This is a genomic window from Eudoraea algarum (assembly GCF_050589645.1).
Classification (GTDB): Bacteria; Bacteroidota; Bacteroidia; order Flavobacteriales; family Flavobacteriaceae; genus JBNGOQ01.
In genome coordinates, this window is record NZ_JBNGOQ010000002.1 from 392,284 (window position 1) to 415,200 (window position 22,917).

Annotated in this window: 28 protein-coding genes; 21 read left to right on the forward strand and 7 right to left on the reverse strand. The window is 43.7% G+C overall.

The features are described from left to right. Positions 1-40: 40 nt before the first annotated feature. The 6 genes from ACRD67_RS08100 to ACRD67_RS08125 all read left to right on the forward strand — a co-directional run bounded on the left by ACRD67_RS08100 (position 41) and on the right by ACRD67_RS08125 (position 3,141). Positions 41-637, forward strand: a complete 597-nt coding sequence (locus tag ACRD67_RS08100) for a hypothetical protein (RefSeq protein ID WP_430966623.1) — start codon at positions 41-43, stop codon at positions 635-637. A gap of 67 nt (positions 638-704) precedes the next feature. Beyond that, positions 705-1,070 (forward strand): hypothetical protein, encoded by a 366-nt coding sequence (locus ACRD67_RS08105; RefSeq protein ID WP_430966624.1) that lies wholly within the window; start codon positions 705-707, stop codon positions 1,068-1,070. A 100-nt stretch (positions 1,071-1,170) separates the two neighbouring features. Then, positions 1,171-1,548, forward strand: a complete 378-nt coding sequence (locus ACRD67_RS08110; RefSeq protein WP_430966625.1) for a hypothetical protein — start codon at positions 1,171-1,173, stop codon at positions 1,546-1,548. A gap of 93 nt (positions 1,549-1,641) precedes the next feature. Continuing rightward, the gene (locus tag ACRD67_RS08115; protein ID WP_430966626.1) at positions 1,642-2,169 is read left to right on the forward strand and encodes a hypothetical protein; all 528 of its coding nucleotides are present in this window, start codon (positions 1,642-1,644) and stop codon (positions 2,167-2,169) included. Between the two features lie 73 nt (positions 2,170-2,242). Then, the gene (locus ACRD67_RS08120) at positions 2,243-2,644 is read left to right on the forward strand and encodes a hypothetical protein (protein WP_430966627.1); all 402 of its coding nucleotides are present in this window, start codon (positions 2,243-2,245) and stop codon (positions 2,642-2,644) included. Between the two features lie 53 nt (positions 2,645-2,697). After that, positions 2,698-3,141, forward strand: a complete 444-nt coding sequence (locus ACRD67_RS08125) for an SRPBCC family protein (RefSeq protein WP_430966628.1) — start codon at positions 2,698-2,700, stop codon at positions 3,139-3,141. 34 nt (positions 3,142-3,175) lie between these two features. On the opposite strand, the gene ACRD67_RS08130 is transcribed toward ACRD67_RS08125, so the two are convergent. Continuing rightward, positions 3,176-3,916 (reverse strand): HAD family hydrolase, encoded by a 741-nt coding sequence (locus ACRD67_RS08130; protein WP_430966629.1) that lies wholly within the window; start codon positions 3,914-3,916, stop codon positions 3,176-3,178. 141 nt (positions 3,917-4,057) lie between these two features. On the opposite strand from ACRD67_RS08130, the gene rpiA reads away from it, so the two are divergent. The 7 genes from rpiA to ACRD67_RS08165 all read left to right on the forward strand — a co-directional run bounded on the left by rpiA (position 4,058) and on the right by ACRD67_RS08165 (position 9,527). After that, positions 4,058-4,738 (forward strand): ribose-5-phosphate isomerase RpiA, encoded by a 681-nt coding sequence (gene rpiA / locus ACRD67_RS08135; protein ID WP_430966630.1) that lies wholly within the window; start codon positions 4,058-4,060, stop codon positions 4,736-4,738. 149 nt (positions 4,739-4,887) lie between these two features. After that, on the forward strand, positions 4,888-5,385 hold the full coding sequence (locus ACRD67_RS08140; protein ID WP_430966631.1) for a hypothetical protein: 498 nt from the start codon (positions 4,888-4,890) through the stop codon (positions 5,383-5,385). A gap of 125 nt (positions 5,386-5,510) precedes the next feature. After that, complete coding sequence (locus tag ACRD67_RS08145; RefSeq protein WP_430966632.1) at positions 5,511-5,885, forward strand: hypothetical protein; 375 nt, start codon at positions 5,511-5,513, stop codon at positions 5,883-5,885. 15 nt (positions 5,886-5,900) lie between these two features. After that, positions 5,901-6,452 carry a hypothetical protein gene (locus ACRD67_RS08150; protein WP_430966633.1) on the forward strand — a complete coding sequence of 184 codons (552 nt, stop codon included), beginning with the start codon at positions 5,901-5,903 and terminating at the stop codon, positions 6,450-6,452. Positions 6,453-7,587: 1,135 nt separating this feature from the next. Beyond that, the gene (locus ACRD67_RS08155) at positions 7,588-8,478 is read left to right on the forward strand and encodes an ankyrin repeat domain-containing protein (RefSeq protein ID WP_430966634.1); all 891 of its coding nucleotides are present in this window, start codon (positions 7,588-7,590) and stop codon (positions 8,476-8,478) included. A 28-nt stretch (positions 8,479-8,506) separates the two neighbouring features. Then, positions 8,507-9,028, forward strand: coding sequence for a GNAT family N-acetyltransferase (locus tag ACRD67_RS08160; protein ID WP_430966635.1), 522 nt, complete (start codon positions 8,507-8,509; stop codon positions 9,026-9,028). Positions 9,029-9,116: 88 nt separating this feature from the next. Then, the gene (locus ACRD67_RS08165; RefSeq protein WP_430966636.1) at positions 9,117-9,527 is read left to right on the forward strand and encodes a hypothetical protein; all 411 of its coding nucleotides are present in this window, start codon (positions 9,117-9,119) and stop codon (positions 9,525-9,527) included. A gap of 32 nt (positions 9,528-9,559) precedes the next feature. On the opposite strand, the gene ACRD67_RS08170 is transcribed toward ACRD67_RS08165, so the two are convergent. The 4 genes from ACRD67_RS08170 to speB all read right to left on the reverse strand — a co-directional run bounded on the left by ACRD67_RS08170 (position 9,560) and on the right by speB (position 14,056). Next, a complete protein-coding gene (locus tag ACRD67_RS08170; RefSeq protein ID WP_430966637.1) occupies positions 9,560-10,999 on the reverse strand; it encodes a serine hydrolase domain-containing protein in 1,440 nt (479 codons plus the stop codon). Between the two features lie 47 nt (positions 11,000-11,046). Beyond that, positions 11,047-12,645: an ankyrin repeat domain-containing protein gene (locus ACRD67_RS08175; protein WP_430966638.1), complete on the reverse strand. Its 1,599-nt coding sequence runs from the start codon at positions 12,643-12,645 to the stop codon at positions 11,047-11,049. Positions 12,646-12,648: 3 nt separating this feature from the next. Further along, on the reverse strand, positions 12,649-13,011 hold the full coding sequence (locus ACRD67_RS08180) for a BlaI/MecI/CopY family transcriptional regulator (protein ID WP_430966639.1): 363 nt from the start codon (positions 13,009-13,011) through the stop codon (positions 12,649-12,651). 271 nt (positions 13,012-13,282) lie between these two features. Beyond that, complete coding sequence (speB, locus tag ACRD67_RS08185) at positions 13,283-14,056, reverse strand: agmatinase (RefSeq protein WP_430966640.1); 774 nt, start codon at positions 14,054-14,056, stop codon at positions 13,283-13,285. Positions 14,057-14,757: 701 nt separating this feature from the next. Between speB and ACRD67_RS08190 the strand changes: the two genes are divergently transcribed. After that, the gene (locus ACRD67_RS08190; protein ID WP_430966641.1) at positions 14,758-15,318 is read left to right on the forward strand and encodes a hypothetical protein; all 561 of its coding nucleotides are present in this window, start codon (positions 14,758-14,760) and stop codon (positions 15,316-15,318) included. Between the two features lie 547 nt (positions 15,319-15,865). Here ACRD67_RS08190 and ACRD67_RS08195 read toward each other — a convergent pair. Both ACRD67_RS08195 and ACRD67_RS08200 read right to left on the reverse strand, forming a co-directional pair. Further along, on the reverse strand, positions 15,866-17,023 hold the full coding sequence (locus ACRD67_RS08195) for a pyridoxal phosphate-dependent aminotransferase (RefSeq protein ID WP_430966642.1): 1,158 nt from the start codon (positions 17,021-17,023) through the stop codon (positions 15,866-15,868). A 72-nt stretch (positions 17,024-17,095) separates the two neighbouring features. Further along, complete coding sequence (locus tag ACRD67_RS08200; protein WP_430966643.1) at positions 17,096-18,127, reverse strand: helix-turn-helix domain-containing protein; 1,032 nt, start codon at positions 18,125-18,127, stop codon at positions 17,096-17,098. A gap of 267 nt (positions 18,128-18,394) precedes the next feature. On the opposite strand from ACRD67_RS08200, the gene ACRD67_RS08205 reads away from it, so the two are divergent. The 7 genes from ACRD67_RS08205 (at position 18,395) to ACRD67_RS08235 (ending at position 22,851) form a co-directional block, all read left to right on the forward strand. After that, on the forward strand, positions 18,395-19,447 hold the full coding sequence (locus tag ACRD67_RS08205) for a helix-turn-helix transcriptional regulator (RefSeq protein WP_430966644.1): 1,053 nt from the start codon (positions 18,395-18,397) through the stop codon (positions 19,445-19,447). A 104-nt stretch (positions 19,448-19,551) separates the two neighbouring features. After that, positions 19,552-19,917 (forward strand): hypothetical protein, encoded by a 366-nt coding sequence (locus ACRD67_RS08210; protein WP_430966645.1) that lies wholly within the window; start codon positions 19,552-19,554, stop codon positions 19,915-19,917. 19 nt (positions 19,918-19,936) lie between these two features. Beyond that, positions 19,937-20,290, forward strand: coding sequence for a hypothetical protein (locus ACRD67_RS08215; RefSeq protein ID WP_430966646.1), 354 nt, complete (start codon positions 19,937-19,939; stop codon positions 20,288-20,290). Positions 20,291-20,539: 249 nt separating this feature from the next. Further along, positions 20,540-20,893, forward strand: coding sequence for a hypothetical protein (locus ACRD67_RS08220; protein WP_430966647.1), 354 nt, complete (start codon positions 20,540-20,542; stop codon positions 20,891-20,893). A gap of 36 nt (positions 20,894-20,929) precedes the next feature. After that, on the forward strand, positions 20,930-21,394 hold the full coding sequence (locus ACRD67_RS08225; protein WP_430966648.1) for a YHS domain-containing (seleno)protein: 465 nt from the start codon (positions 20,930-20,932) through the stop codon (positions 21,392-21,394). Positions 21,395-21,486: 92 nt separating this feature from the next. Then, positions 21,487-22,617, forward strand: a complete 1,131-nt coding sequence (locus tag ACRD67_RS08230) for an FAD-dependent monooxygenase (RefSeq protein WP_430966649.1) — start codon at positions 21,487-21,489, stop codon at positions 22,615-22,617. Positions 22,618-22,668: 51 nt separating this feature from the next. Further along, positions 22,669-22,851, forward strand: a complete 183-nt coding sequence (locus ACRD67_RS08235) for a hypothetical protein (RefSeq protein WP_430966650.1) — start codon at positions 22,669-22,671, stop codon at positions 22,849-22,851. Positions 22,852-22,917 lie beyond the last annotated feature (66 nt).

A 22,917-nucleotide genomic window follows, 5' to 3' on the forward strand; every position in this document is an offset into this window, starting at 1 on the left:
AAGCTCTAAAATTCGGAACGTCAATCCGAAGAAGGAAACATTGAAAAAACTCAATGGAAAAGAGATTGTGTCCGAACTGGAAAGACTGGACTTTTTTGAGCTAACTGACGTGTCTGAACTTGACGAAACAAAAACTAACTTTGAAAAATCATATACAGATCTGAATTTCTTCGAAGGTAAATTGAGAGGAGAAACGCTAGATTTTATGGATAACCGATATTACTGGGTGGATTGTGAAGAACTTTTCGAAATTGGCGGATTAACAGAATACTTGGGCCAAGTCCAAAGGACTTTTAAAAAACTCGGATTGGAATTGGAGTTTAGCAATGAAAAAAGTGAACAAGAACAGAACGGTTGGAAACATACCATTGAGCTAAACGGAAATAAATATATTGCATTCGAGGGACAATTTTCAGGTTTGGATTGGGGAATTGCTTATGTAAACTTTATAGAGATGCTTAATTCGGAATTGAGAATACAGGGCTCTAATGAGCAGTTCTATCCTATAAGCTGTGGTAATGATGGAGCCTTTGTCTTGTTGACTGTGGAACTATTTGACTTTGTAAGCAGATATTACCCGAATGATAATGATCATCCGAAGACTATGGGTGCTTGGAAAAGTATAAATGGGTTATAAAAACAACGCACATCGATTGCTGCAATTCAACCAAATCCAATTCACTAATCCGATAATTTAATAACCAATGAGTACATCCTTTATTATTTCAGCCTTAATTGCATCCTTCCTTGGGCTTGTTTATTGGAAGGTCAATACAAAGCGCGATTTTAAGGATGTCATTGAACCGTTGCTAAACAAAAAAGGGTTTACCTATGTCAGTTCAAAATACCCTGGCGTGTTTAGGGTGGGGCCTTTCAAAAAAATTGAGGTAACCATTGGTAAGCCTCAAATCAACAATGGTGCCGTGCGGTATGAAAAAACTTTTTATCGAATAGTCGACTTGAAAACAAAAAATAATAAATCCAGGCAGACCTGGGCCAAAATTGAAACTAGCTGGTTCAAGGAAACCAAGGTTGAATTTAATCCGAAGCTGTCCGAAATCAAAAAATAGTATTTCTAACAAACCCCATAACTTAGCAGGCAATTCACCTAGGATAAAAATTCTTCCTACATTTAAATTATAGCCAGGATCGTTGGTTGCAAGCTAAAAAATGACAAACACCGAACAAAATATCGAAACGCCGTTTAATGAAGATTTTTGTGCACGATTGGAATACCGAATTTGTCACGAATTGGAAAAATCGGACGACCCAAATTTAAAAGGGTTTTGGTGTGATGGAATTTCTTGGTTTCCAGATATACAATCGACTAAAAAACACCTTAATGACAAACGGAAAATCGAAACCAAAGCATGGATTGGAAAAGCGGGACAGGACGTTTATCAAGCAACAATTCATTTCGGAAAAAAGGCATTAAGCAATTATGCTAAAGGAAAAGAATTGTCCGAATGTATTCCTGGTTTGGAATCTCAAGCTGAATGGATTGAAATTGATGTTGGGAATAAAACAATAGAAATAAAACTGGATTAAAAGCCAGTAAATAACAATAGCTATGACGTTCTTTTTTTGCGGTCTTTTCCGAAAGGCAGGAATCATGGCTGAGACCTATGTGACCAGAAAAGCATGAATAAAACAATAACAAAAAAACGCATCACCTACGCCATTTATGGATTGCTATTCGTGTTTTTTGTTGGCATATGGGTATGGGAAATAAGTAAATTCAACGAGGTACTTTCCAATATGTGGGAATGGGATAAAAAATACTATTTTCCGAACATGCTCTATTCATTTAAGATTACGAACATGTTTAGTGCATCTATGCTTGCACTATCTTTTGGTATAGGTCTATTCTTTAAAAATAGGGTTGGATGGGTACTTATTACAGGGTGGTTCTATTTTGTTTGCGTTAATTTGATTAGAAATGAGATTGGTGAAAAAATAGAGGATACGGCAATGTTCTTTCAACTGCTAGTACTCTCCGTCATACCGGTTCTTTTTATCATTCTTATGAACACATTTGATGGAATTTGGGAATATCACAAAATTCAAAAAAACAACAGAATAAGGCTGAATTTAATCAGTATTGGAGTTGGATTGGTATTGGTAGGCTTGTTGCTCATCAAAAAGAAGATGCTACCACAATGGCTATAACGTTCCTTTTTAGCGGGCTTTGCTGGCAGGCAGGAATCATAGCCGAGATATCCGTTAGCAAAATAAATAAACAATGAAAAGATTTGCCATAACTTTTAGTATCATTCTCTATGCGGTGGCAGTCCCTTTTTTGGAAATCAACGGGACGCACGTGTTCAATCCGGATTGGACGCCACATGTACGAATTCATGAGGTGTGGCAGCTGATGACCAATACGGGCATTGGTGTTTTGTGCCTGTGGCTGGTCTGGTTCAAAAAAGAGACCCGTATAAGCACGCTTTTGAGCATGCTGGTTACTGGAGGATTCTTATTGGCCTATATGCTTCAGGACAGTTATGGGGGCTCTATGAAGTATTTGGATGGAAGCGAAAAGACCCTATTGGGAATTAATATTGGGGTCTTGGGATTTGGAATGGCGTTTACGCTCCTGGTATTGGCCCAGGTACTGGGAAGGACAAAAAAAACCAGCACATAAGGAACCAACTTGTAGGCAGGAATCACAACCGGACGGGTATAATCCAGAAATACATGAACAAACCCACCACTTGGAATTTTAAACATTCCATTCATACACGGGCTTCAAGAAAAACGACCTGGGAATTTTTGTCGGATATGTCCAATCAGGTCAGGATGGAACCGGGCATTGAAAATATTGAACTGGACGGTGCATTTGCCACGGGCACCAAGGGGCGGACCATAACCAAGACATCCATACAAGAATGGGAACTGACCGATGTTGTTGAAGGCAAACGGTTTACGATTACGGGCCATACAGAGAATGAGGATATGTCGCTTAGCTTTTCCTGGGAATTTAGGGATAAGGGTGCGGGAACGCGTTTAACGCAACACATAAAGGCCACCGGGCCTCAAATAGCGAACTACATGGAAACCTTTAAAGGTATGGAAGGCCATGTGCCCAAACGGATGGCCGTATTGAAGGAAGAGCTGGACGGGCTTGCAAGGGAAACTTAAAACGCCCATAAGGAATTAAAAGGGCATTTAGGTCCTAGAGAATTTTTTTCTGGCCCTCGATAAAGCCATATACCCTTGGAATTAGATCGCCCAGGCTGTCAACAATATATGCTGACGGTAGCAGGTTACAATTATGGACCGATTCCCTGGTAACACTATTGGTTACGGCAAAAACATGCATCCCCGCATGGAGACCGGCTTTTATGCCATTCACGGAATCTTCGATCACCAGACACGCTTCCGGCCTTAAACCTAGGATGGTTCTCACTTTTTCATAAATTTCTGGATGGGGCTTTCCTTTGCTGACGTCATCACGGGTAAGGATCAGGTCAAATTTCTCATAAACCCCCATAATGGAGGTAATTCTTTTGGCCTCAGGCAAATGGGACATTGTAGCCAGAACAACACGGAAATTATCCGCGTGCACCTTGTGGAAAAGTCCAAGGGTAAATGGACAAAAGTGTTTGGATAAACGCTCGGTATCCTCGAGAATAGCACGGTATATCTCCAACCGCTTCTCGATAAGTCGTTCCTGGATCACTTGTAAATTGCTTGTTTTCAAATGGTTGCCGAGCTCTGTTACAAAGTGTTGGGTCAAACCATGTACCACTTCCTTTCTTGATAGCCCTACGAACTGTCCAAAACTGTCCAACACTATTTGCTCACCGATGTCGCCTTGGGTCAACTGATTGATGGCTTGGGCATAGGAAGTCGCTTTCAGTACTTCGGTTTGGATCAGCGTTCCGTCAAGGTCAAAAATTATGGCTTTTATCATTCTAAATCATATCGCTCCATAAAGTTAAGGGATTTGAAAAGAGCCCATTGAAAAAAGCGAACCTTATTTTGTGACCAAATGATTACCCCTAACTAAAGCGGATTGGATATCTTTAAACGGGAAACAGCTATTTAAATGGGAATGGACCGCATAGAAAATGAAAAAAAACGGGTTGCCCAGGAATCGCTCACGTATGTTAAAAACGGAATGGTTGTGGGGCTTGGTTCTGGTTCTACCGCTGAACATATGATTCGGAAACTGGGGAAGAAAATTGCCACAGGCCTTACGATAACAGGAGTGGCATCATCCGAAAAAACAGCAAATTTGGCAAGGGATTTTGGTATACCCCTGACCGGCTTGGACCAGGTAACAATGTTGGACATAAACATAGACGGCGCGGATGAATTTGACCCTAATTTACAACTGATAAAAGGGGGAGGTGGGGCCTTGTTAAAAGAAAAGATCTTGGCCCATAATTCCAAGTTGAACATCATTATTGCCGATTCGAGCAAAAAAGTCGATAAATTGGGGAAGTTCAAATTGCCCATAGAAGTTATTCCCTTTGCCCATGGCAGTATTATGGCCCAATTGCATGCGCAGGCACTGAAACCTGTCCTAAGATCGGTCAATGGAATTACCTATAGGACGGACGAAAACAATTTTATTATAGACATCGATGTGCTTGCCTATGAGGACCTGGGCAAGTTAAACACAGCGCTCTTAAAAACCCCGGGCGTTGTTGAAACAGGGCTTTTTCTGGAGTCTACGGATATATTGATCGTTGGGAACGGAGAAGAAACAACCACGCTAAACAAGCGTTGATGCACTGAAGTAGTCTCAAAAAGGGAATAGAAAAATAACAAGTCAAGAAAAGGGTGATCGGGAGAAGCAATTTCACAACTGAAAATTAGAAGGATTAAAACAAATGGGTTCATTAATAAAAGTGATTGTTTAACAAATTATATCAAAAAATGTATCGAGTTTTAATTGTATTCATAATGATTTTGGTGATTTCCTGTAAGCCGGAAAAAACAGATTTGAACTACAAAATTGCCTACAAAAATGATAGGGAAGGCAACACGCTGATGGGCAGCAAGGAAGCGTTGATCAAACATATACGAGGTGGAGCCGAGATAAAAATCGGATGGGGATTTAAGGGAAAAACGCATAGTATAGAACATTTATCAGAACCTATCTGGATCGCCGTATTGGATGAAACAGAGGTCATAGCGCATTTGGATGCCCAAGTCTTGTCAAAAACAGACTGGGACAAGCTAACTGCTACGTATGCAGATAGTACATTGCTAGACCTGGAATGGCGGGTTGTACTGACCACAAAGGGAGAGTTTGATGCGATATGGTACGATAGGAACAAAGGAACGGTAACCGAGCGAAGACCCCAAAAGCATACCATAACCTGGTTTGTTAAAAGTGGTGTGGACAATAGTGAGCCCTTATTTTCGAATTGATGACAAGGCGAAAAACCTTTAATGACTAAAAATCAGAACGGCACTGCAAGCGGTCCATACATTTTAATAGGACTTTAGCAAAGTTTGAGAAACGATTATTACCAATCCAATAGGCATAATTACGGATGTCCCAAAAAGGAAAAAAAATCGATGAATGGCGAATACGCTATGCGGCTTTTAGAAAGGCGGAAAGACGAAAAACCATTTTAGCGACATGTATTGTAGTAATTGGTTTTGTGATTGCCTATTATTGGTGGACCGATGACCTAAAGTTTTTTGGAAGAAAAACGGCATATGTAAGCGGTGTGGTGACCAATGAGCGAATGGTTCATTGGGGCAGGGGCAACTATTATCAGGAGGCTACTTGCGATTATATGGTGGAAGGGAAAAAATATACAACGGATTTTGAAATCTGGAAGAACAGGCTTTTGGTGCGTGTCGGGGATTCGGTGGTGCTGAAAATTGCCCTAAGCAATCCAAAGATCTCGAGGCTACATTAAAAAAAAATTATACCAATGACCAAAAGAGATTTTTTTAGGATAATTATTAGACTATTTGCACTGTATCTTCTATTACTACTGGTATTTGACTACCTACCTCTCAACATAAGCTATTTTACGTATGAATTGTCTTTTTGGCCCTTTCTCATCTTAGGTGGTTCGGCCATTTTTATGCTATTGATGTTTCTGTTGCTGCTTAAAAAAACGGACCTCATAATTGATGTGCTAAAATTGGATAAGAGTTTTGATGATGACCGAATCGATTTTGGAAACTTGGGGAGCCTTGAAATCGTCAAGATAGCCTTGTTGTTCATCAGTGGGTTTTTAATACTGGATCATCTACCCGAATTCCTGCATTATTGCTACCTAGGTTTTAAACAGGAAATTTCGGCCACAGGGCTAAGTCCCTTTGAGGCACCAGGACTTGCCGAATTTTGGGATTATTTTAGGTGGTTCATATCAGGCGTAAATCTCATAGTTGGATACCTTATCCTTGCCAATTTGGGGCGACTGGCCAGATTGCTGATCAGGTTTACTAAAAACAGGAATAAAATGGATTTGGACTGACGTACGACAACCTATGGGCACAAGACAAAAAATAATCCTTACAGTTCCTGCATTTATCACGTGGACGTATATGCTTATGTTGTTTTTCCCAACCAATTTTCATTGGCTTGCACCAAGTATGAAAGCTTACCATGTGCAAAACATTATGGTATTTTTGCTGGGTCTCATACCTGTTATTTACCTTCTCAAAAGAATCTGGTCATACAAGCAGTTGAAACGGTCCATTAAATGGAATTGGACATGGGCTATGGTCTTAACGAGCTGGGTATCTGTTCCAATTTATGTATGGGCAATGGACAGCCTCTATATAATTAAGGAAAGCAGATAGGTACAGGAAGAATCTGCTAAAAAGTAAAATCCAACAATCAAAGACCGTTTTAAACTGGCTATAGTAATTATGAATACCCAATGATGTTAAAATACTAATTAGTTATGAAGCCTATGGATATTATCCAGAAGAGAATGTTCTTTCTTATTGTTTTGTTATTCATAGCATTCGTCTACTTGTTTGATCTTCAATATGGCATAAACAAAACGGTTGGTTGGGCTTGGGATATTTCGAACTGGGTTTTCTGGACCAATAATATTCAGTGGCTACTCTTTCTATTGGGCTACGGTCTATTGGCCCTGATCAAGGCCATTACGAACAAGGTGTATTCCATTGCTCACTTAAGCGTCATTGTCCTGACAATTGTTCTTTTGAAGGTTGGCCATGTTGAACCCCGAGTTGTTTGGTTGTTAAACTTGATATCGATAGCCATTTTCCTTTTAAACTTTGTTTGGGCATTAAAGCATCGGAACTATAACAAAAATCAATGAAATCTGACCCGTCCAGAGATGTTCGGACAATTGCTCTTTCGGGAATGCTGTCATTTGGCAAAAGATTGGACATCGATTCAATCAGCCCAATGAGCGCCAATGACGGGAAAGACATCCCTAAGAAGTATTTGAACCATTGACTCCTATGGAAAATCCGGCACAACCATGGATCCGATTCATCGAGACCTGAGATGTATGACCGTTACTAAAATTGTTAGACTGGAACACTGAAAAAAGGACACTCCCGTCTTTGACTTTATTTTCCGATATTTAGGAAGAGCAATAGTGTTCCCGGCAACCCATAATTTCTCAAAAAATGATAAAACTCCTGAAAAAATGGTTCGGACTGGAATCCAAGGACAGCGTTTCCATGCCGGCGAGCAAGAAAGCGGGCACCAGACCGCCAAGACCAACACCAAAGCCGCAGTACAACAAAGAGCTTTCCGGTCCTTTGATCAGCGCGGTTCAGAATGTCAACGTTAAGGACGTAAAACAGCTTTTGGCCAACGGAGCGGATCCGAACACCTGTGCGGGCGACCAGAAAGTGCCTGTGATAACCGTGGGCGTATTGGAAGGGGATTCGGAAAACATGGCAGAAATTGTGCGTACCTTAATTGAACATGGTGCGGATCCTGATGCTAGCTGGACCGATCTTTATCAAAAACAGACCACCGCCCTTATGATAGCGGCTGAGTCGAATTACCCTACTATTACCCAAACTTTGCTGCATTGTGGAGCCAACCCCAACCTACGGGACGGGCAAGGGAGGACAGCGTTGGAGCGCTGCTCTGGTGAGAGAATCCATTCGATGCTTTCCAGGGCCACGGTAGCGGGTAAACTTAGCTTGCCCGAGGCCATTGCCCATGCCAAGACATTCGTTGATGTTGAGCGCGACCGAATATCCCAACACTATGAACTCGCCATTACTATAGAAAAGAGTTGCGCCAACTGTGCCTTTCTGGACCGTATTGACTATAGCTGTAGGGATTTTGCGGCCATGGAAGATATAGGGCCCCAAATAGACCTGTCCAATGAGGACATAGCACAGATGTACTGTGGTAATTGGGAAGATGAAATGCTGGTTTCCTTACTGCAACGTGGTATTACCGCCCCAGGGATCAATTATCACCGTAGGCACCCGACTCTTCTGGATTCAGACGCCAAACAGATGGCATGGAAAAAATTTATAGGGCAGGACACCGTTTAATGAACCTCATTGTATAACAGTAAAAACAATGGTCGATCTGCAACCGCATCTGGAAGGTGACCTCGTCCTCCTTAGGCCTTTACGGGCAGAGGACTATCAGGCGTTGTTCGCCGTGGCTTCGGACGTATCCATTTGGGAACAACACCCTACAAAAGATAGATATACACCTGCAGGCTTCTTACCCTTCTTTGAAGAATCGCTAAATGCTTCCGGGGCCATGGTCATAGTGGATGCCACTTCTGGCGAGATTATTGGGAGCAGTCGCTTCAAAATGATAGACGAAGCGGAAAAAATCGTGGAAATCGGCTGGACCTTCCTGGCTAAGAAATATTGGGGCGGACGCTACAACAGGGCAATCAAGAAGCTTATGGTGAATCATATTTTGGAAAAGGGCGGCACGGTAGTGCTCTACGTGGATAAAACCAATATACGTTCGCAACGGGCGGTACTTAAAATAGGGGGTAGGCCAATGTTGGATACGGACTTTAAATATCATCATGCCATGCCATCCAATTTGACCTATATTGTGACCGAAATAATAAGGGATTAAGGTTTAAATACCTAGGGTACCTCCGGAGTGGTTTACTGCCCTTGGACGCAACCTTGGCGCAATCGCACATCTTAAAAAAAAACAAGCGATGAAATCCAAGTTTTTCCCAGTACTGCTAATCGGACTGCTCTTGTTGACCCTAGGCTGTAACAGCGACGATGGTACGAACCCAAATAACATAAACGGTACGTACGACGGTATTTTTACGGTCCAATACAAGAATGGGGAGGCCCACTCCAATCCCGTTACCGTCAACTTTGCCAGTGGGAAATTTTCAAGCAGCTCCGGGCCTGGAAGGTTTCCAGCAGGGGGGAGCGGCACGTTTACGGTGCAAAAATCGGTGGTATTGTTCAGTGATGAAAACTTTTGGACAGCCGAATTTGATTGGGGCCTAATTCTAAATGGAACCTATGACTATTCGATCAGAGGAGATGAGTTGGTTTTATCCAGGGACAGCAATGATGTTGGGCTGTACCGATATGAGCTGAGACGGAATTAAGGTGGATCTTTTTGATAATATACAAACACGCCTTATTTTTCCGGTGTATCGCCCTTCAAACCCTGTAACTTCCCTTCAAATCTTAAAAACGGCTGGTCGGATGTTGGGGGTTCGTTTCTAGGGCTTCTATACCGCATCGTAAACCCGGACACCTTATGCTGTGCTAGGACGATCTTCGTATATAACAGACCACGGGGGTGGGCAAGCGCATAGATATTGTCACTTTGCATGTAAATCAAAGGGTAGGTTTGCTTTTCGGGACTGTCGGGATGCAACACCAGGCGGTCCGTCTTCCCATTCAGGATAAGCAGCCCCTCAGCTATAATTTCTTCCCCTTCGGAATTAAAGGTCGTAATGGTTATTTCTGACATACCCCTGGGTTGTGGTAGCGGTTTTGCTTCCCCAAGGAAAGGTAGTGCTATCATGTGTGCCGTTTCCTCAATACTTCCAGGGCTGTAGGTGTTGGCCATAATGGCGATGACCAAGCCGTCGTCGAGAAAAATGCTTAAAATACTTCTGGCACCGCCCATAGCACCGGCATGTTCAAAGACAGGGCGGCCGTCCATGTCCCAACTGCGCCGCCATCCGATTCCAACACCGGTTTCACTGCCCGACTTCAATTGCTGACTTTTGAACATCAGGGCTACGGTGTTTGAACGTATAAAACCATTCAAATAGGCATTGCCCATTTTAACAAGGTCGATCGGCGTGGACACCATACCACCGCCGCCCCATTTGTAGCTGGGATCTTCAGGATGTTCAATTTTCTCTGGGATTCCGTCCTTTAGCCCGTACAATTCCGTCATGGTCTGTGGTGGTTGGGCCCTTAAATCAGGACCGGTATGGCGCATTTCCAAGGGTTGCAAAACGGATTTCTTTAGGTAATCCAAAAAGGGCGTTCCCCCTGCCCCTTCCACTACCGCGGACAATAGGGTATAGGCGTGTGTTGAATATTTGTATTCCGTGCCGGGTTCGGAAAGAAGGTCGTGGTGCGAAAATACCCTGAGCGATGCTTCAACGGAGTTGTAGAACTTTTTTTGAATGTTGTCCCCTGAGGAATAATGGGGCATACCGGAAAGGTGCCCTGCAAGCAATCTAGCGGTAATCGGATAGCGTTTTTGGTCATATTCCGGAATGTACTTTTGAATTGGGGCATCAAGATCCACGCGCCCCTCCTGAACCAATCGGGCCAGGGCGGTTACGGTCATCATTTTGGAAACCGAGGCGGCACGAAACTGCGTTTTGGTCGTCACCGGCCTTTTGTTTTCGAGGTCGGCGTACCCAAATCCTTCCGCATATACCATTTTTCCGTGCTGCATTATGGCTATGGAGATTCCGGGGGGCATCCATTTTTTACCGATAAGTGCTTCGCCCATGGACCGGACCAATGCTTCCCGATCCTGATCGGTTTGTTGACCAAATCCCAAGAAAAGGACCGATGACATTGCCAATAGGAGCAACCCTTTTTTCATAGGTTTACTTTTTAAGTGTTGGGAATTTAGCTATCCAAGCTGGGGTACTAGTTCTCGCTTTCGTATTTTTTCAATAAAGCTATCATGCGCTTGTTGTTCGCCATACGGGCGTGGTACATGGGATATTCATCCCCAGGGGACGAGAGGTAGGGATCGGCATTGTTTTCCAACAACAGTTTGGCAATGTCATAGTGCCCGTTTCTTGTGGCACAGATAAGGGGTGTGCCATCACCACTGACCCGTGCGTTAACATCGGCATTTTTGGAGATTAGATAAGTTACGATTTCCAAATGTCCGCCCCTGGAGGCCACCAATAGCGCTGTACCATCACCGCTCACTTTTCTGTTTACGTCAGCTCCCTTTTCCATTAAATAGATGACAAAATCAAGATGGCCATTGGCAGAAGCCGCTATCAAGGGCGATTCATCCGCACTATCGTGATATGCTACATCGGCCTTTGCGCCGACCAAGAGTTTTCCAATCTCCAGATTTCCCTTTCTGGCGGCTGCCACCAAAGGCGTGCGCGGTTCCCCATCACCCCTGTACCGACAATCGGGGTCCACCGTTTTTAGCAGTTCTTTGACCCGACTTACATTTTGGCTTTTTACCGCTCTCAGCAGTTGCTGGCAATCGCCGTCAACAACAGCCGTGTTTTCCCCATCTACCATTTGGATGATGGATTCCTCACCGTCATTTAGGGAAATGTCGTCCATGGGCATGTTCATGGATAATAGCAAGGCAAACAGGACCGGTACGATAAAGGCATATTTCCAGTTGTTGTGCGGATTTGATTTTTTTGTGCTCATCTTTAAAATTCTTTTTTTGATTAATGATTGATTGTAATTTGTGGTAATTGCCAGAGGTTTTTGTAAGGTGGCGATCTTTAGAAGATTCATCTGATAGCTTTCTTTTGGAACCGATGTTTTTGCTACCAAAAGGGCATCCGTTTGGTACTCTATGTTTTTTTCTATTTCCTTTCTGAAAAGCCAGATCAGCGGATTGAACCAAAGCAGCACTATGGCCATTTCAGAGAGCAGCAAGTCGATCGTATGCCCCTTTTGAACATGGATCTTTTCGTGGGCAATGATCTGCTCATAGGTATCGTAATCATATTTTTCCGGGTCGATAAAAATGTAGTTGAAAAAGGAACAAGGTTCCTTGATCAGGGAGGTGTTTACGATGGTACAATCGGTATCCCTTATCTTTTCCGTACTTTTTTTGATTTTGATGAATAAACTGACCATTTGGGTAATTAGGTTCAACGATAAGACAAGGACACCAAAATAATAGATCAACGAAAGCCAATAGAGCACCCCTTTTTCATGATATGCAGCATTTGGTTCCTGGGACCTAGGGGCAGCTTGCACGGTGGAAGAATTGGACTCGGTATTATGGCTTTTGGGAAGAAATTCCTGATGGGAGGTGTTGGACGAACTATGCTCCAATTGGGCTATTTTCTTCGAAATGAATCCTTGGTCCCGAACAAGTTTCGGCAAGGATACGAAGGGAAGCACAAACATTAGCACCAGGCACCCCAAGAGGTAGACACGGTTTGCGCCAAAAAAACTTTCTTTTTCCAATACGATTTTATAGAAAACCAACAGGATGATGATGACGAACGAAGCCTTTAACAATAGTGTCAGCATGATCTACGGTTTTTGGGATTCGATTATTCGCTTCAATTCCTCGATTTCGGCATTTGTCAGCTTTTCCTTTTTGGCAAAATGGGCGATCATCTTGGGAAATGAATTGCCAAAGTATTTCTTTTTTATATTCACCAGGTGCTCATCGCGATACGCTTCAAAATCAATAGCTGGACTGTATTGATGGGTGTTTCCCAGCATCTCCGATTTTAGAAATCCTTTCTTGACCAGTATTTTGACAATCGTTGCCACGGTATTGTAATGCGGTTTGGGTGCCGGGAGTTCTTCAATAATGTCGCGGATAAAAACAGTCTTTAGCCGCCAAACAATCTGCATAATCTGTTCTTCCCTGTTAGCAAGTTTATTCATAATTTCTGGATTGAACATCAAAACTACTAAATATTTAGTAGATATACTAATTTATTAGTAGGTATTCTCTTTTAGAGCTCTCCGGGCTGTGTTGAATAGGTCTTGGCCCCAAGTTTGGAGCTTAATTCTAAACGGACTATTCCAAAAACGGAAAGGAACTGATCTTACTTTGGAAGGGCTATGATGCTAGACCGTTTGAGTACGAACTGAGACGGAATTGAAAGGATTGCAAATCCAATGCGATAATATATGTTGTCCCAATAGTTGTTCTTTACATCATTTTCACCATAATCTCCTTTAGCATTTTGGCGGCCAGAAAAGCGGTCATGTTTTGGAAATCCCTGTTGGGGTTATATTCTACAATATCTGCGCCTATAACAACGGCATCAATACCCTGAATTAATGCTATAACCTGTCTTGAGGAGAGTCCGCCCGGTTCGTGATGGGAAACTCCGGGTGCAAAAGCGGGGTCAAATGCATCCATATCCAGGGAGATGTACAAGGGATTTTCAAATACAGGGATTTGGGATAGATCCAAAGCCTTCATTTGGTGGATTTCCACCCCAAATTTTTCCGCTTGTTCCGTTTGATGGGTATTTAATGTTCTGATGCCGACTTGCACGAGTCGCGTTGCCAGTTTGTTTTCCATGATCCTGGCAAAGGGGCAGGCATGGGAGTATTTATCGCCTTCATAATGATCGTATAAATCGGAATGGGCATCGATATGCAGTATATCCATCTTCGGATATTTTTCCCCCAATGCCTTGAGAATGGGAAAAGTGATGGAGTGGTCCCCGCCCAAGGTGAAAATTTTGTTGTCCGACTTAAGGTTTTCCCTGGTTATGTCTTCAATATCAAAATATTCGGAAACCTCAAAGTCGCCCTCATCCTCAAAAGCATGGGCCATGGATATGCCGTTTTCGGCAAACAGATTCATGGAACCACTGTGGAGAGCTTCCCTAATGAGTGGTGGTGCCAATTTTGGCCCTTTCTCGTAGGACGATTTTTCATCATATGGTATCCCCTGTAGTAGTATTTTTTTCATTTGTTTTTGAGTAGCGTCAACGAAGGAACATCGTTATTGACCAAGTACTGTCCCTACCAAATTAAGGCTTTTTCATCAACAGAAGAACAAGGGATTCATAACCAATGACTCGACACTACCACTACAACGCACCGCGCTTTACGCCAAGCGCCAAGCGCATCGCAACCCCTAATTCATCATTCAACAACTCATAATTCATTACCCGCAACCCAAAACTCAGCATTTGGTACCAAGAACTGTCCGCTGTTTACGGTCAAAGATTCCTCGCAGGCTCGGAATGACAAATCAATGTGTGTTGTCATTCAGAGCGGAGCGAAGAATCTCTAGTTGTATTTCCTGACCAAATAGCGGATCGATAACTGTTTATTGCCTACTGTCATCACACACCACAGCCTGTGCCTCCGCTAAAGCTACGGCGACATGTGGATGGAGTAGGCGCACCCACTACAATGCACCGCGCTAAACGCCAAGCGCCGAGCACATCACAATTCCCATTTCATCATTCCTAATTCAATAACCCATAACTCCCGACTGCGAAACGCCTCCTGCCAACTCTCACCTAGCAAAAACTCCCCACCTGTCACCATATGCGCCCACTTGTTACATGGGTTTTTCTTCCCTCTCATTTTATGCGCAGTTTTATGAACTAATTAGGGTGCGCCTGCCTGCCGCAAGGCATGGCCCCATTAAAATCACATGTTATGAACAAGTACCAAAGTACTGTGCTATGCTTCTTTTTGTTGTTCGCTGCTGTTTTTTGTACAGCTCAGGAAATCGGTTTGCATACCAATAAGGGAACACCCGTGCCTATTGAAGACAGAGCAAACGAACTGAAAATTGGCTTGGTTAAACTATTGGCCGGTCCCATTTTGGATTTGGAATATGAACGCATCGCCAATACCTATACTTCCTACGGCGGGAACATTGTTTTTAATGTTGGAGAGAATTATTTTGAATATGATTTTTCCCTAAGCCCATTTTATCGGATCTACTTTACGGAGCGGAAACAATATGGGACCAAGGGCCTTTTTATACAGGGATTTATGGGATATTATACGGGGGAAGACTACTACTATTACCATAATAGCCATCTGAAGAAGTACCACAGTTTTGGCGCAGGAGTTGGACTTGGGTGGAAGTGGGTTAACAAGCAAGGTTTTGTACTCCAGTTTTTGGTAGGAGGGGCCAGGACCATTGCAGGGGGTCGCCGGGCTCCTGAAGGGCTGTTTCAAGGGGACCTCTCCGTGGGGTATCGGTTTTGACCATCCCATGCCCGCCAATGGGACCAACCACAGCCCTTTACCTAAAGCTGGCCGAAGATTAGTGAAAAAGCGAAGAGGGATTAGCGAATAGCGAAAAGGGATTAGCGAAAAGGGTCCAATTCCGAACGCGAAACCCTTAATTCATCATTCATAACCCGTAACCCTTAACCCAAAACTCAGCATTTGATACCGAGAACTGTCCGCTGTTTACGGTCAAAGATTCCTCGCAGGCTCGGAATGACAAATCAATGTGTGTTGCCATTCAGAGCGGAGCGAAGAATCTCTAGTTGTATTTCCTGACCAAATAGCGGATCGATAAATGTTTATTGCCTACTGTATCATGCACCACAGCCTGTGCCTCCGCTAAAGCTTGTGCCTCCGCTAAAGCTACGGCGACATGCGGATGGCGACATGCGGATGGCGTAGGCGCACCCACTACAACGTACTGTGCTATACGTTAAGCGCCAAGCACAGTACAATTCCTAATTCCCAATTCATCATTCATAATTCTACGACCCAAAATCCATGGACCAATAAGCATCAGCAATCACAACCAGGCCTTCCCCTGCATTTTTTCCAGTAGGAAGTCCAGCTCCTCCTGGGTACCCATAGTAACCCTGGCCCAGTTCTTTTTTGTAGGCCATCCGCCGGCAAGCAAAATCTTGTGGGACCACATCAACTTTTTATACGCGGCAAAATCGGTTACATCGAAGTATACGAAATTTGCAGCGCTGGGTATATAGGGCAGACCAAGCTGGTCCAGCGCTTTGTAAAAATCGGTACGCGCCTGCTGGTTCAGTTCCCGCGATCGGGAAACAAAAGCTTTGTCCTTCAATGCAGCACAAGCAGCCGCCACGCTCAGGCCATTGGGCATATTCCCGGGAAATCCCATCGTAAATTTGGCCTCCAATTCCTTGATCAATTCCTTGGGCCCCAGCATAAAACCTATGCGCAGCCCGGCCATCCCATAGATCTTGGAAAAGGTACGGGTCACCAGAACGTTGGCACCATCTTTCAGCAGTGGCGCCATGGTATGCTGCCGCCAGGCATCGCGATAGTGAATGTAGGCCTCATCGATCAATACGGTGGTTTGCTTGGGCACCTCTTTGCAAAATGCTTTCAATTCGTCCGTATCGACCACCGTCCCGGTGGGGTTGTTAGGGTTACAGACGGTCACCAAGCTGGTTTTGTCTTTTATGGCTTCCCGCATAGCGGGCAGATCGATCTTAAAGGCCGAGTCCACCTCCACCGGAACCACGTCCGCTCCCAGTTTTCGGGCAAAGGAACCCACCACGTCAAAACTGGGACTGGGCACCACAAGGTGTTCCTTTTTACTACCAAAGTGGGTAGCGACCGATATGAGCGGGTCAAAGGAACCGTGCCCGAGCATTACGTTTTCGGGTTCCAGACCCTCCTGTTCTGCGATCAGATTTTTTAGTGCAAGGTAATCGTACTTATGAAAGGTCGCGTAACGGTTACTTCTAGGGATAAGCTGTGCTATCCGTTTTTTTGTGGCATCACTGGGTCCGTTAGGATTTTCATTGTAGAGCAGGCGCGTTACACCGGCTTCCGACGCCGGATCAAACCTTTTCCTTTCCTTGGTGACGGCACCAAAGGCATTAAAGCCGGTAATGCTTAGTCCGCCCATCCCGATCGATGCTGCAGCTGATTGCTTCAACCACTGTCTTCTGTTTATCGTACCCATATCTTTTTTGGGTAAATAACTCAAAAAGACAGGTCCAAGGCTATTGGATTCATGAATCCTGAAAGGAAAACACTAAATAAGCTGCCGATTGAATTTTTCGCGGTACTCGGAAGGGGTTTGATCAGTGTCCGCTTTGAACGCCACATTAAAGGTAGAGAGGTTGTTAAATCCGGAGTCTAGGGCAATGCTTATGATCTTGTTTTTTTTGTCGGTCGATTTCAACAAGGTTTTGGCCTCTTCGACCCTGTAACTATTGATATAATTCGCAAAATTCTTGTCCGAAAACCGATTGATGGTCTCCGAAACCTGTCTGGGTGAAACACCTACTGCTTTAGCAAGGGTCTGCAGACTTAGGTCGGCTTGCAAATACAGCTTCTGGTCGCGAAGCAGCTGTTCAATTTTATCAAAATATCGTTTTCCTTCTTCATAGGACAACTTGGAATTGCCATATTTCCCCAAAATGTTCAACCCCTCGATCTTTCTTTTATTGACCGATAGGTAGGCCAATAGCACTACCAACAGGGAGTAGGCTATGGGACCTGCGGTATATATGGGGAGGATGTCCATGAATATCAAGGTATAAACGACCCATATCGTGGCCAGTACCAGGGTGAGTCTTAAATACCATAACCTTACTTTCTTTCCCAACATATGCATTTTTTTATGGTGCAGGTATAGGCTAAGCCCAACATAGGTGAACGATTGGAGGAGAATAAAAACATAGCTGTACGTCCAGAAAACACTGTCCGGGGCATTGGGCAATACAGTGCAGCCCAGTACATAGACCAGCGTAGGCAGAAAGTGGATTAGATCGGCCTTTCCAAGAGTTTTGCTCACATTGGCCAGATGATGGCCATAGAGGTAGAGTAGAGGTCCCGCAGCCAGATTGGCGGCCAATCCCAGGTTTTTCACAAACAGGGGCAGCTCCACATAATTGTAAAAAATGGACTTGGTGATCCGCAGGGCCATAACGATCAAAAGCAGTCCCAGTATCCGATTTTGGATTTTTGCATTTTTCAAGAAAAGAATCCCAAAGAAGAAACTGAGCCCCAGCCCCAAGCTGGTGATAATGGAGGTGAATAGGATGTTGACCGTTGATTCCAATGCTGAAAATTTTAATGCGTTCCCGTATTAGGCCATACTAAGTTAGTAATTATGGGCATTTTTATACGACGGACTAAGGAAGAACGTCTTGGAAAACCCCGTCTCAATGAGAATCCAAAGGAAAAAGTGCAAGAAAAAGCGTTTAATGGATACGTAAGAGGGGTAGATTTTTGGTAACCTTTGCTGCAATTTTCAGGATGTGCCGACAATTTTGGGAAAACAACATGTACAGATGCGTTAATCAGGTGGGCGATACCACGGACCGACATGGAAAACACGACCGTTAAAAAGTTTAATGCCGAGGTGGATAAGGTTTATTTCATAGACCGGTATACCTTGGTGCATATTCTTAAGGGTTCCGGTGCCATACAAGTCGATTTCAAGTTCTATTCGGACTGGGATGATAAGATCATTTATTTGGAAAAAGGGCAGTACATTAAATTCCTGTCCGAGGATTTTTTGGTCCGCTTTATCACCTTTCCCGATGAAATCCTGTTCAAGTCCAAGGATGTGAGGATCCTGTTTAAACATCTGGTCTCCTTGGGTTATATAAACTATAGTGAATGCGAGGATTGCCAATCTTTTTTGGAAAAGACCGTCTTTAATGTCAATATGGATAAATTGATCGACACCTCGGTAGATCAATGGTACTGGCAGAATCCTTTCAGCGCCAATAAGGAAGAATACGAAATTATCTTTGACGTTAAGGAGGTGATTGATGATGAGTTTTCCAACCATGTCAATATTGGGCAGTTAAAGGAACACCTTATCCATTTGCATCAACATAACATCCAGGCCCTGCTAAAGGACAAGTTGGGGATATCCGTTCAAAAAATGGTTGCGGGCAAACAATTGGTGGAAAGCCAGAAAGAACTGGCCTTTACGGACAAGAGCATCCAGGAAATTGCTTATGAAAAGGGGTTTAAGGACCCTGCTTACTTCAATAGGGTCTTCAAAAACAAACTGGGTCAGACTCCTAAGGACTTCCGGAACAACTTTGATTATGGGAACAGGGATTCCTTTACCCAGAACCTCATTGAGCTTGTGCAGCTTTTTCATAAGGAAGAGCACGCCCTGGCTTTTTATGCCGATAAGATGAACATCTCCGTGAAGGCCCTCTCCAAAAAGGTCAAGGACAGGATGAACGTTACCTTAGGCCAGATGATTCGCGCCCAACTGGTGGATTCGGCCAAGACCATGCTGGGCCAGGGAGAGATTGTCAAGGAAGTGGCCTATTCCCTGGGGTTTGAAGAACCCGGCAACTTCTCCAAGTTCTTTGCGCAGCAGACTGGTGCAGCCCCCTCTACCTATAGAAGATAAAAAGTACAATTTTTTGCGTTTTTTTCATACGTAAAATCCCTCCGATCATTTTCAAATTTGCACTGTGAATGGCGATGACATGCCATGACATTAAAATTTGACAAATGAACCTTAAAACCCTGGTAGAAGATTTAGACGTACTCGTGTCCCAAGGCGCCATGGTAGATGGCGTGAAGCAATTCTTTGCCGATGATGCGGTTACCCTGGATTATAAAGGGGTACGGACCAGGAACAAAAAACAGGCCCTGGAAAAGATGCAGGCTATTGCAGATGCGGTGACCAAGGTAAATGGCATAACCCATCACAACACACTGTTGGATGGCAACGAATCTGCCTCGGAATTCACGTTCGATTTTAAGCTAAGCGGCAATAGTACCATTTATTGGCATGAGATCATACGTCGTACCTGGAACGAAAAGGGCCAGGTAATCAAGGAAGAATATTTTAACTCACATAAAACGAAAATTTAACCTTTTAAAACTTGTAATCATGAAATTTGTAACAAAAAGAATACATGCATTTTTGGACTATCCCGTTGCTGTTGCCTTAATGATCCTTCCCTTTTTATTGGGCTTGGGAGATTCAAATCCCTTGGCTTTGCAGCTCTCGGTGGCCACAGGTATTGCGGCCTTTGTTTTGACCTTATTGACAGACCATCATTTGGGAGCACTACGTGTGATTCCCTATAAAATTCATTTGTTGGTTGATTTGTTGGTAGCCGTGGTTTTTATCATTGTACCCTTTGCCTTTGCATTTCAGGGGATCGATGCGTATTACTACTGGCTAAACGGTGCTGCCGTACTTACCGTGGTGAGTTTGCACAAACCGGAATTGGCGGTGTAGGACCTGCTAAAATAAGAACGGCTTTACCAAAAAGGTGTGGATTTCCACACCTTTTTTTATTTGCAGAACCGCCAAGGACGAAAAATGGGACAAGGAGTTTAAACCCAATGGGAACCAAACCCGACAGCCAATTCACTGATTCAAAAAGTACAATTCTTTGCGCTTTTTTCATACGTAGGAACCCCCCTGTTGTGCTGAAATTTGTACTGTAATTAAAAACAATTAAAGTAAAACTTAAAAATTAAAAAAATGAACATTAAAGCAATAGTTACAGAGATGGACGGCGTAGTTTCAAAAGGAGCTATCGTAGATGCGGTCCAACAGTTTTTTGCAGAGGATGCCACTACATCCGACTACAACGGATTAGCAACGACCAACAAACAGCAGATGGTGGAAAAGATGGAAGGGTTTGCCGGAGCAATTGCCCAGGTAAACGGCATTACCCATCACAATACTATAGTGGATGGCAACGAATCCGCCTCGGAATTCACCTTTGATTTCAACATGGCGGACGGTAGTAAGATCTACTGGCACGAAGTCATCCGTAGGACCTGGAACGAGGAAGGAAAAGTGTCGCATGAAGAATATTTCAATGCACAATAATTAATTAAACGCGTATAAACAAAAACAATAGGAAAAATGAAAAATGTATTCAAAACAACAGTAATTGCACTTGCTATAATGGTAAGTACAATAGGTCTTGCACAAGATAAAAAGGCCAACAACATTGATGATAGCAAAATAGGCCTACAGGGGTACAGCCCGGTATCCTATTTGGATTTGGGCTTGGCCCAAAGGGGATCTAAGCAGTTTAAATCTACCCACAACAAAATTGCTTATTACTTTACCTCGGCGGAGCAGAAAAAAACCTTTGACAGCAATCCTGGAAAATATATGCCGCAATACGGTGGTTTTTGTGCCTTTGGGGTTTATGCAGGAGCAAAGTTCAGGGTAGATCCCACCAAATTCGTGGTGAGCAATGGAAAATACTATCTGTTCCTAAACGATGTTGAAGTGGATGCAAAACAACTGTGGATTGCCGAAAAGGAGTCCAAGCTTTTGCCTACTGCCAACAAGAACTGGAAAGGTTTGCAGACAAAATAGTGGTTCGTTTGTGATTGCTTTTTTTTAGATGCTGAGCATGCCGTCCATTGGGTCGGCATGCTTTGTGCTTTATCAACGCTGAAATAAAAATAATGTACAGCATTATCGGTGGCGGAATAGGGGGACTTACGACAGCTTTGGCCTTTGAGAAAATGGGAGTGGAATACCAGCTCTTTGAAAAGGCCGAAAGATTGCGACCCATAGGCTCCGGTATTCTGCTCACCCCAAACGCTTTGAAAGTCTTTGAATGGTTGGGAATACTCGATGATATAGTGCGCAGCGGCAGCCCCATGAAACGGATAACCCTTACGAAACCGGATCTTTCACCCTTGTTCGATTACCAACAGGACGATGTAAAGGAAAAATATGGACATTACTCCCTTTCTATCCACAGATGGGAGCTTCAACGAATACTGCTGCAGGGACTCTCAAATGAAAAAATACATCTGGGAAAATCCTTGTCCGGATTTGAGCAAGAAGACGATGGGGTAAGGATGTTATTTGAGGATGGAACGGCCACCATGACCAGTTTCTTGATCGGGGCCGATGGTATCCACTCCAGAATACGACAACGCCTTTTCCCGACAAGCGGGACAAGGTATTCGGGACAGACGTGTTGGCGCGGCATCTGCACGCTGGATCAAAATATATCGGAAGAATACCGCTACAGGGGAATAGAGATGTGGGGCGAACAGCTAAGGTTTGGAATTTCCCAAATTGAAACGGACAAATTTTACTGGTTTGCGGTCATTTTGAGTCCGCCTGATGAAAAGGACAAGGGAAGGGTAAAGGACCGATTATCTACAAGCTTCAAAAACTTCCATCCCATTGTGAAAACGTTGATCCGGGCCACGGATGAGCAGGACATCATAAGGAGTGATATTTATGAGGTTTTGACCATGACCAAATGGTACCATGAAAACATTTGCCTTCTTGGCGATGCAGCCCATGCCACAACACCAAACATGGGCCAAGGAGGGGCGCAAGCCATTGAGGACGCCTATTTTTTGACAAGGGCCATTAAAAATGGAGGACCTGGGAGTGCCTTTGCAAGGTTTCAAAAACTACGAGCAAAAAAAGTTGCAAGAATAGTTAAAAGATCGTGGATCATGGGCAAGGCGGGACATTGGAAACATTTTACCGGACTCAGAAATTTACTATTGAAAACAGCCCCACGGGCCCTATTAAAATCGGAATGGCGATCAATTTATAGCTTGGAATAAGCGCACCGTCAAGGACTATTAAAACAGATAAAATTAATATCAATCTCTATTATGAAAACTATTTTAATTGATTATCAAAGCAATGAACGGATAGGGGAGTTACAACTAAAGACCCAACCCAGGGACAGGGAATGGGTCGAGATCAATAACAAACTCTATTATATCCACCGGATCGTACATACCGAAAACGATGTCCTAAAGCTTATCGTTATGGCGGAAGATTCGCCCAGCTGAGATTTGGCCTAGGTGTGTAACATCGCTTTTATTTGAGGACACCTTCAAAAAAGAATGGGAGCTGGC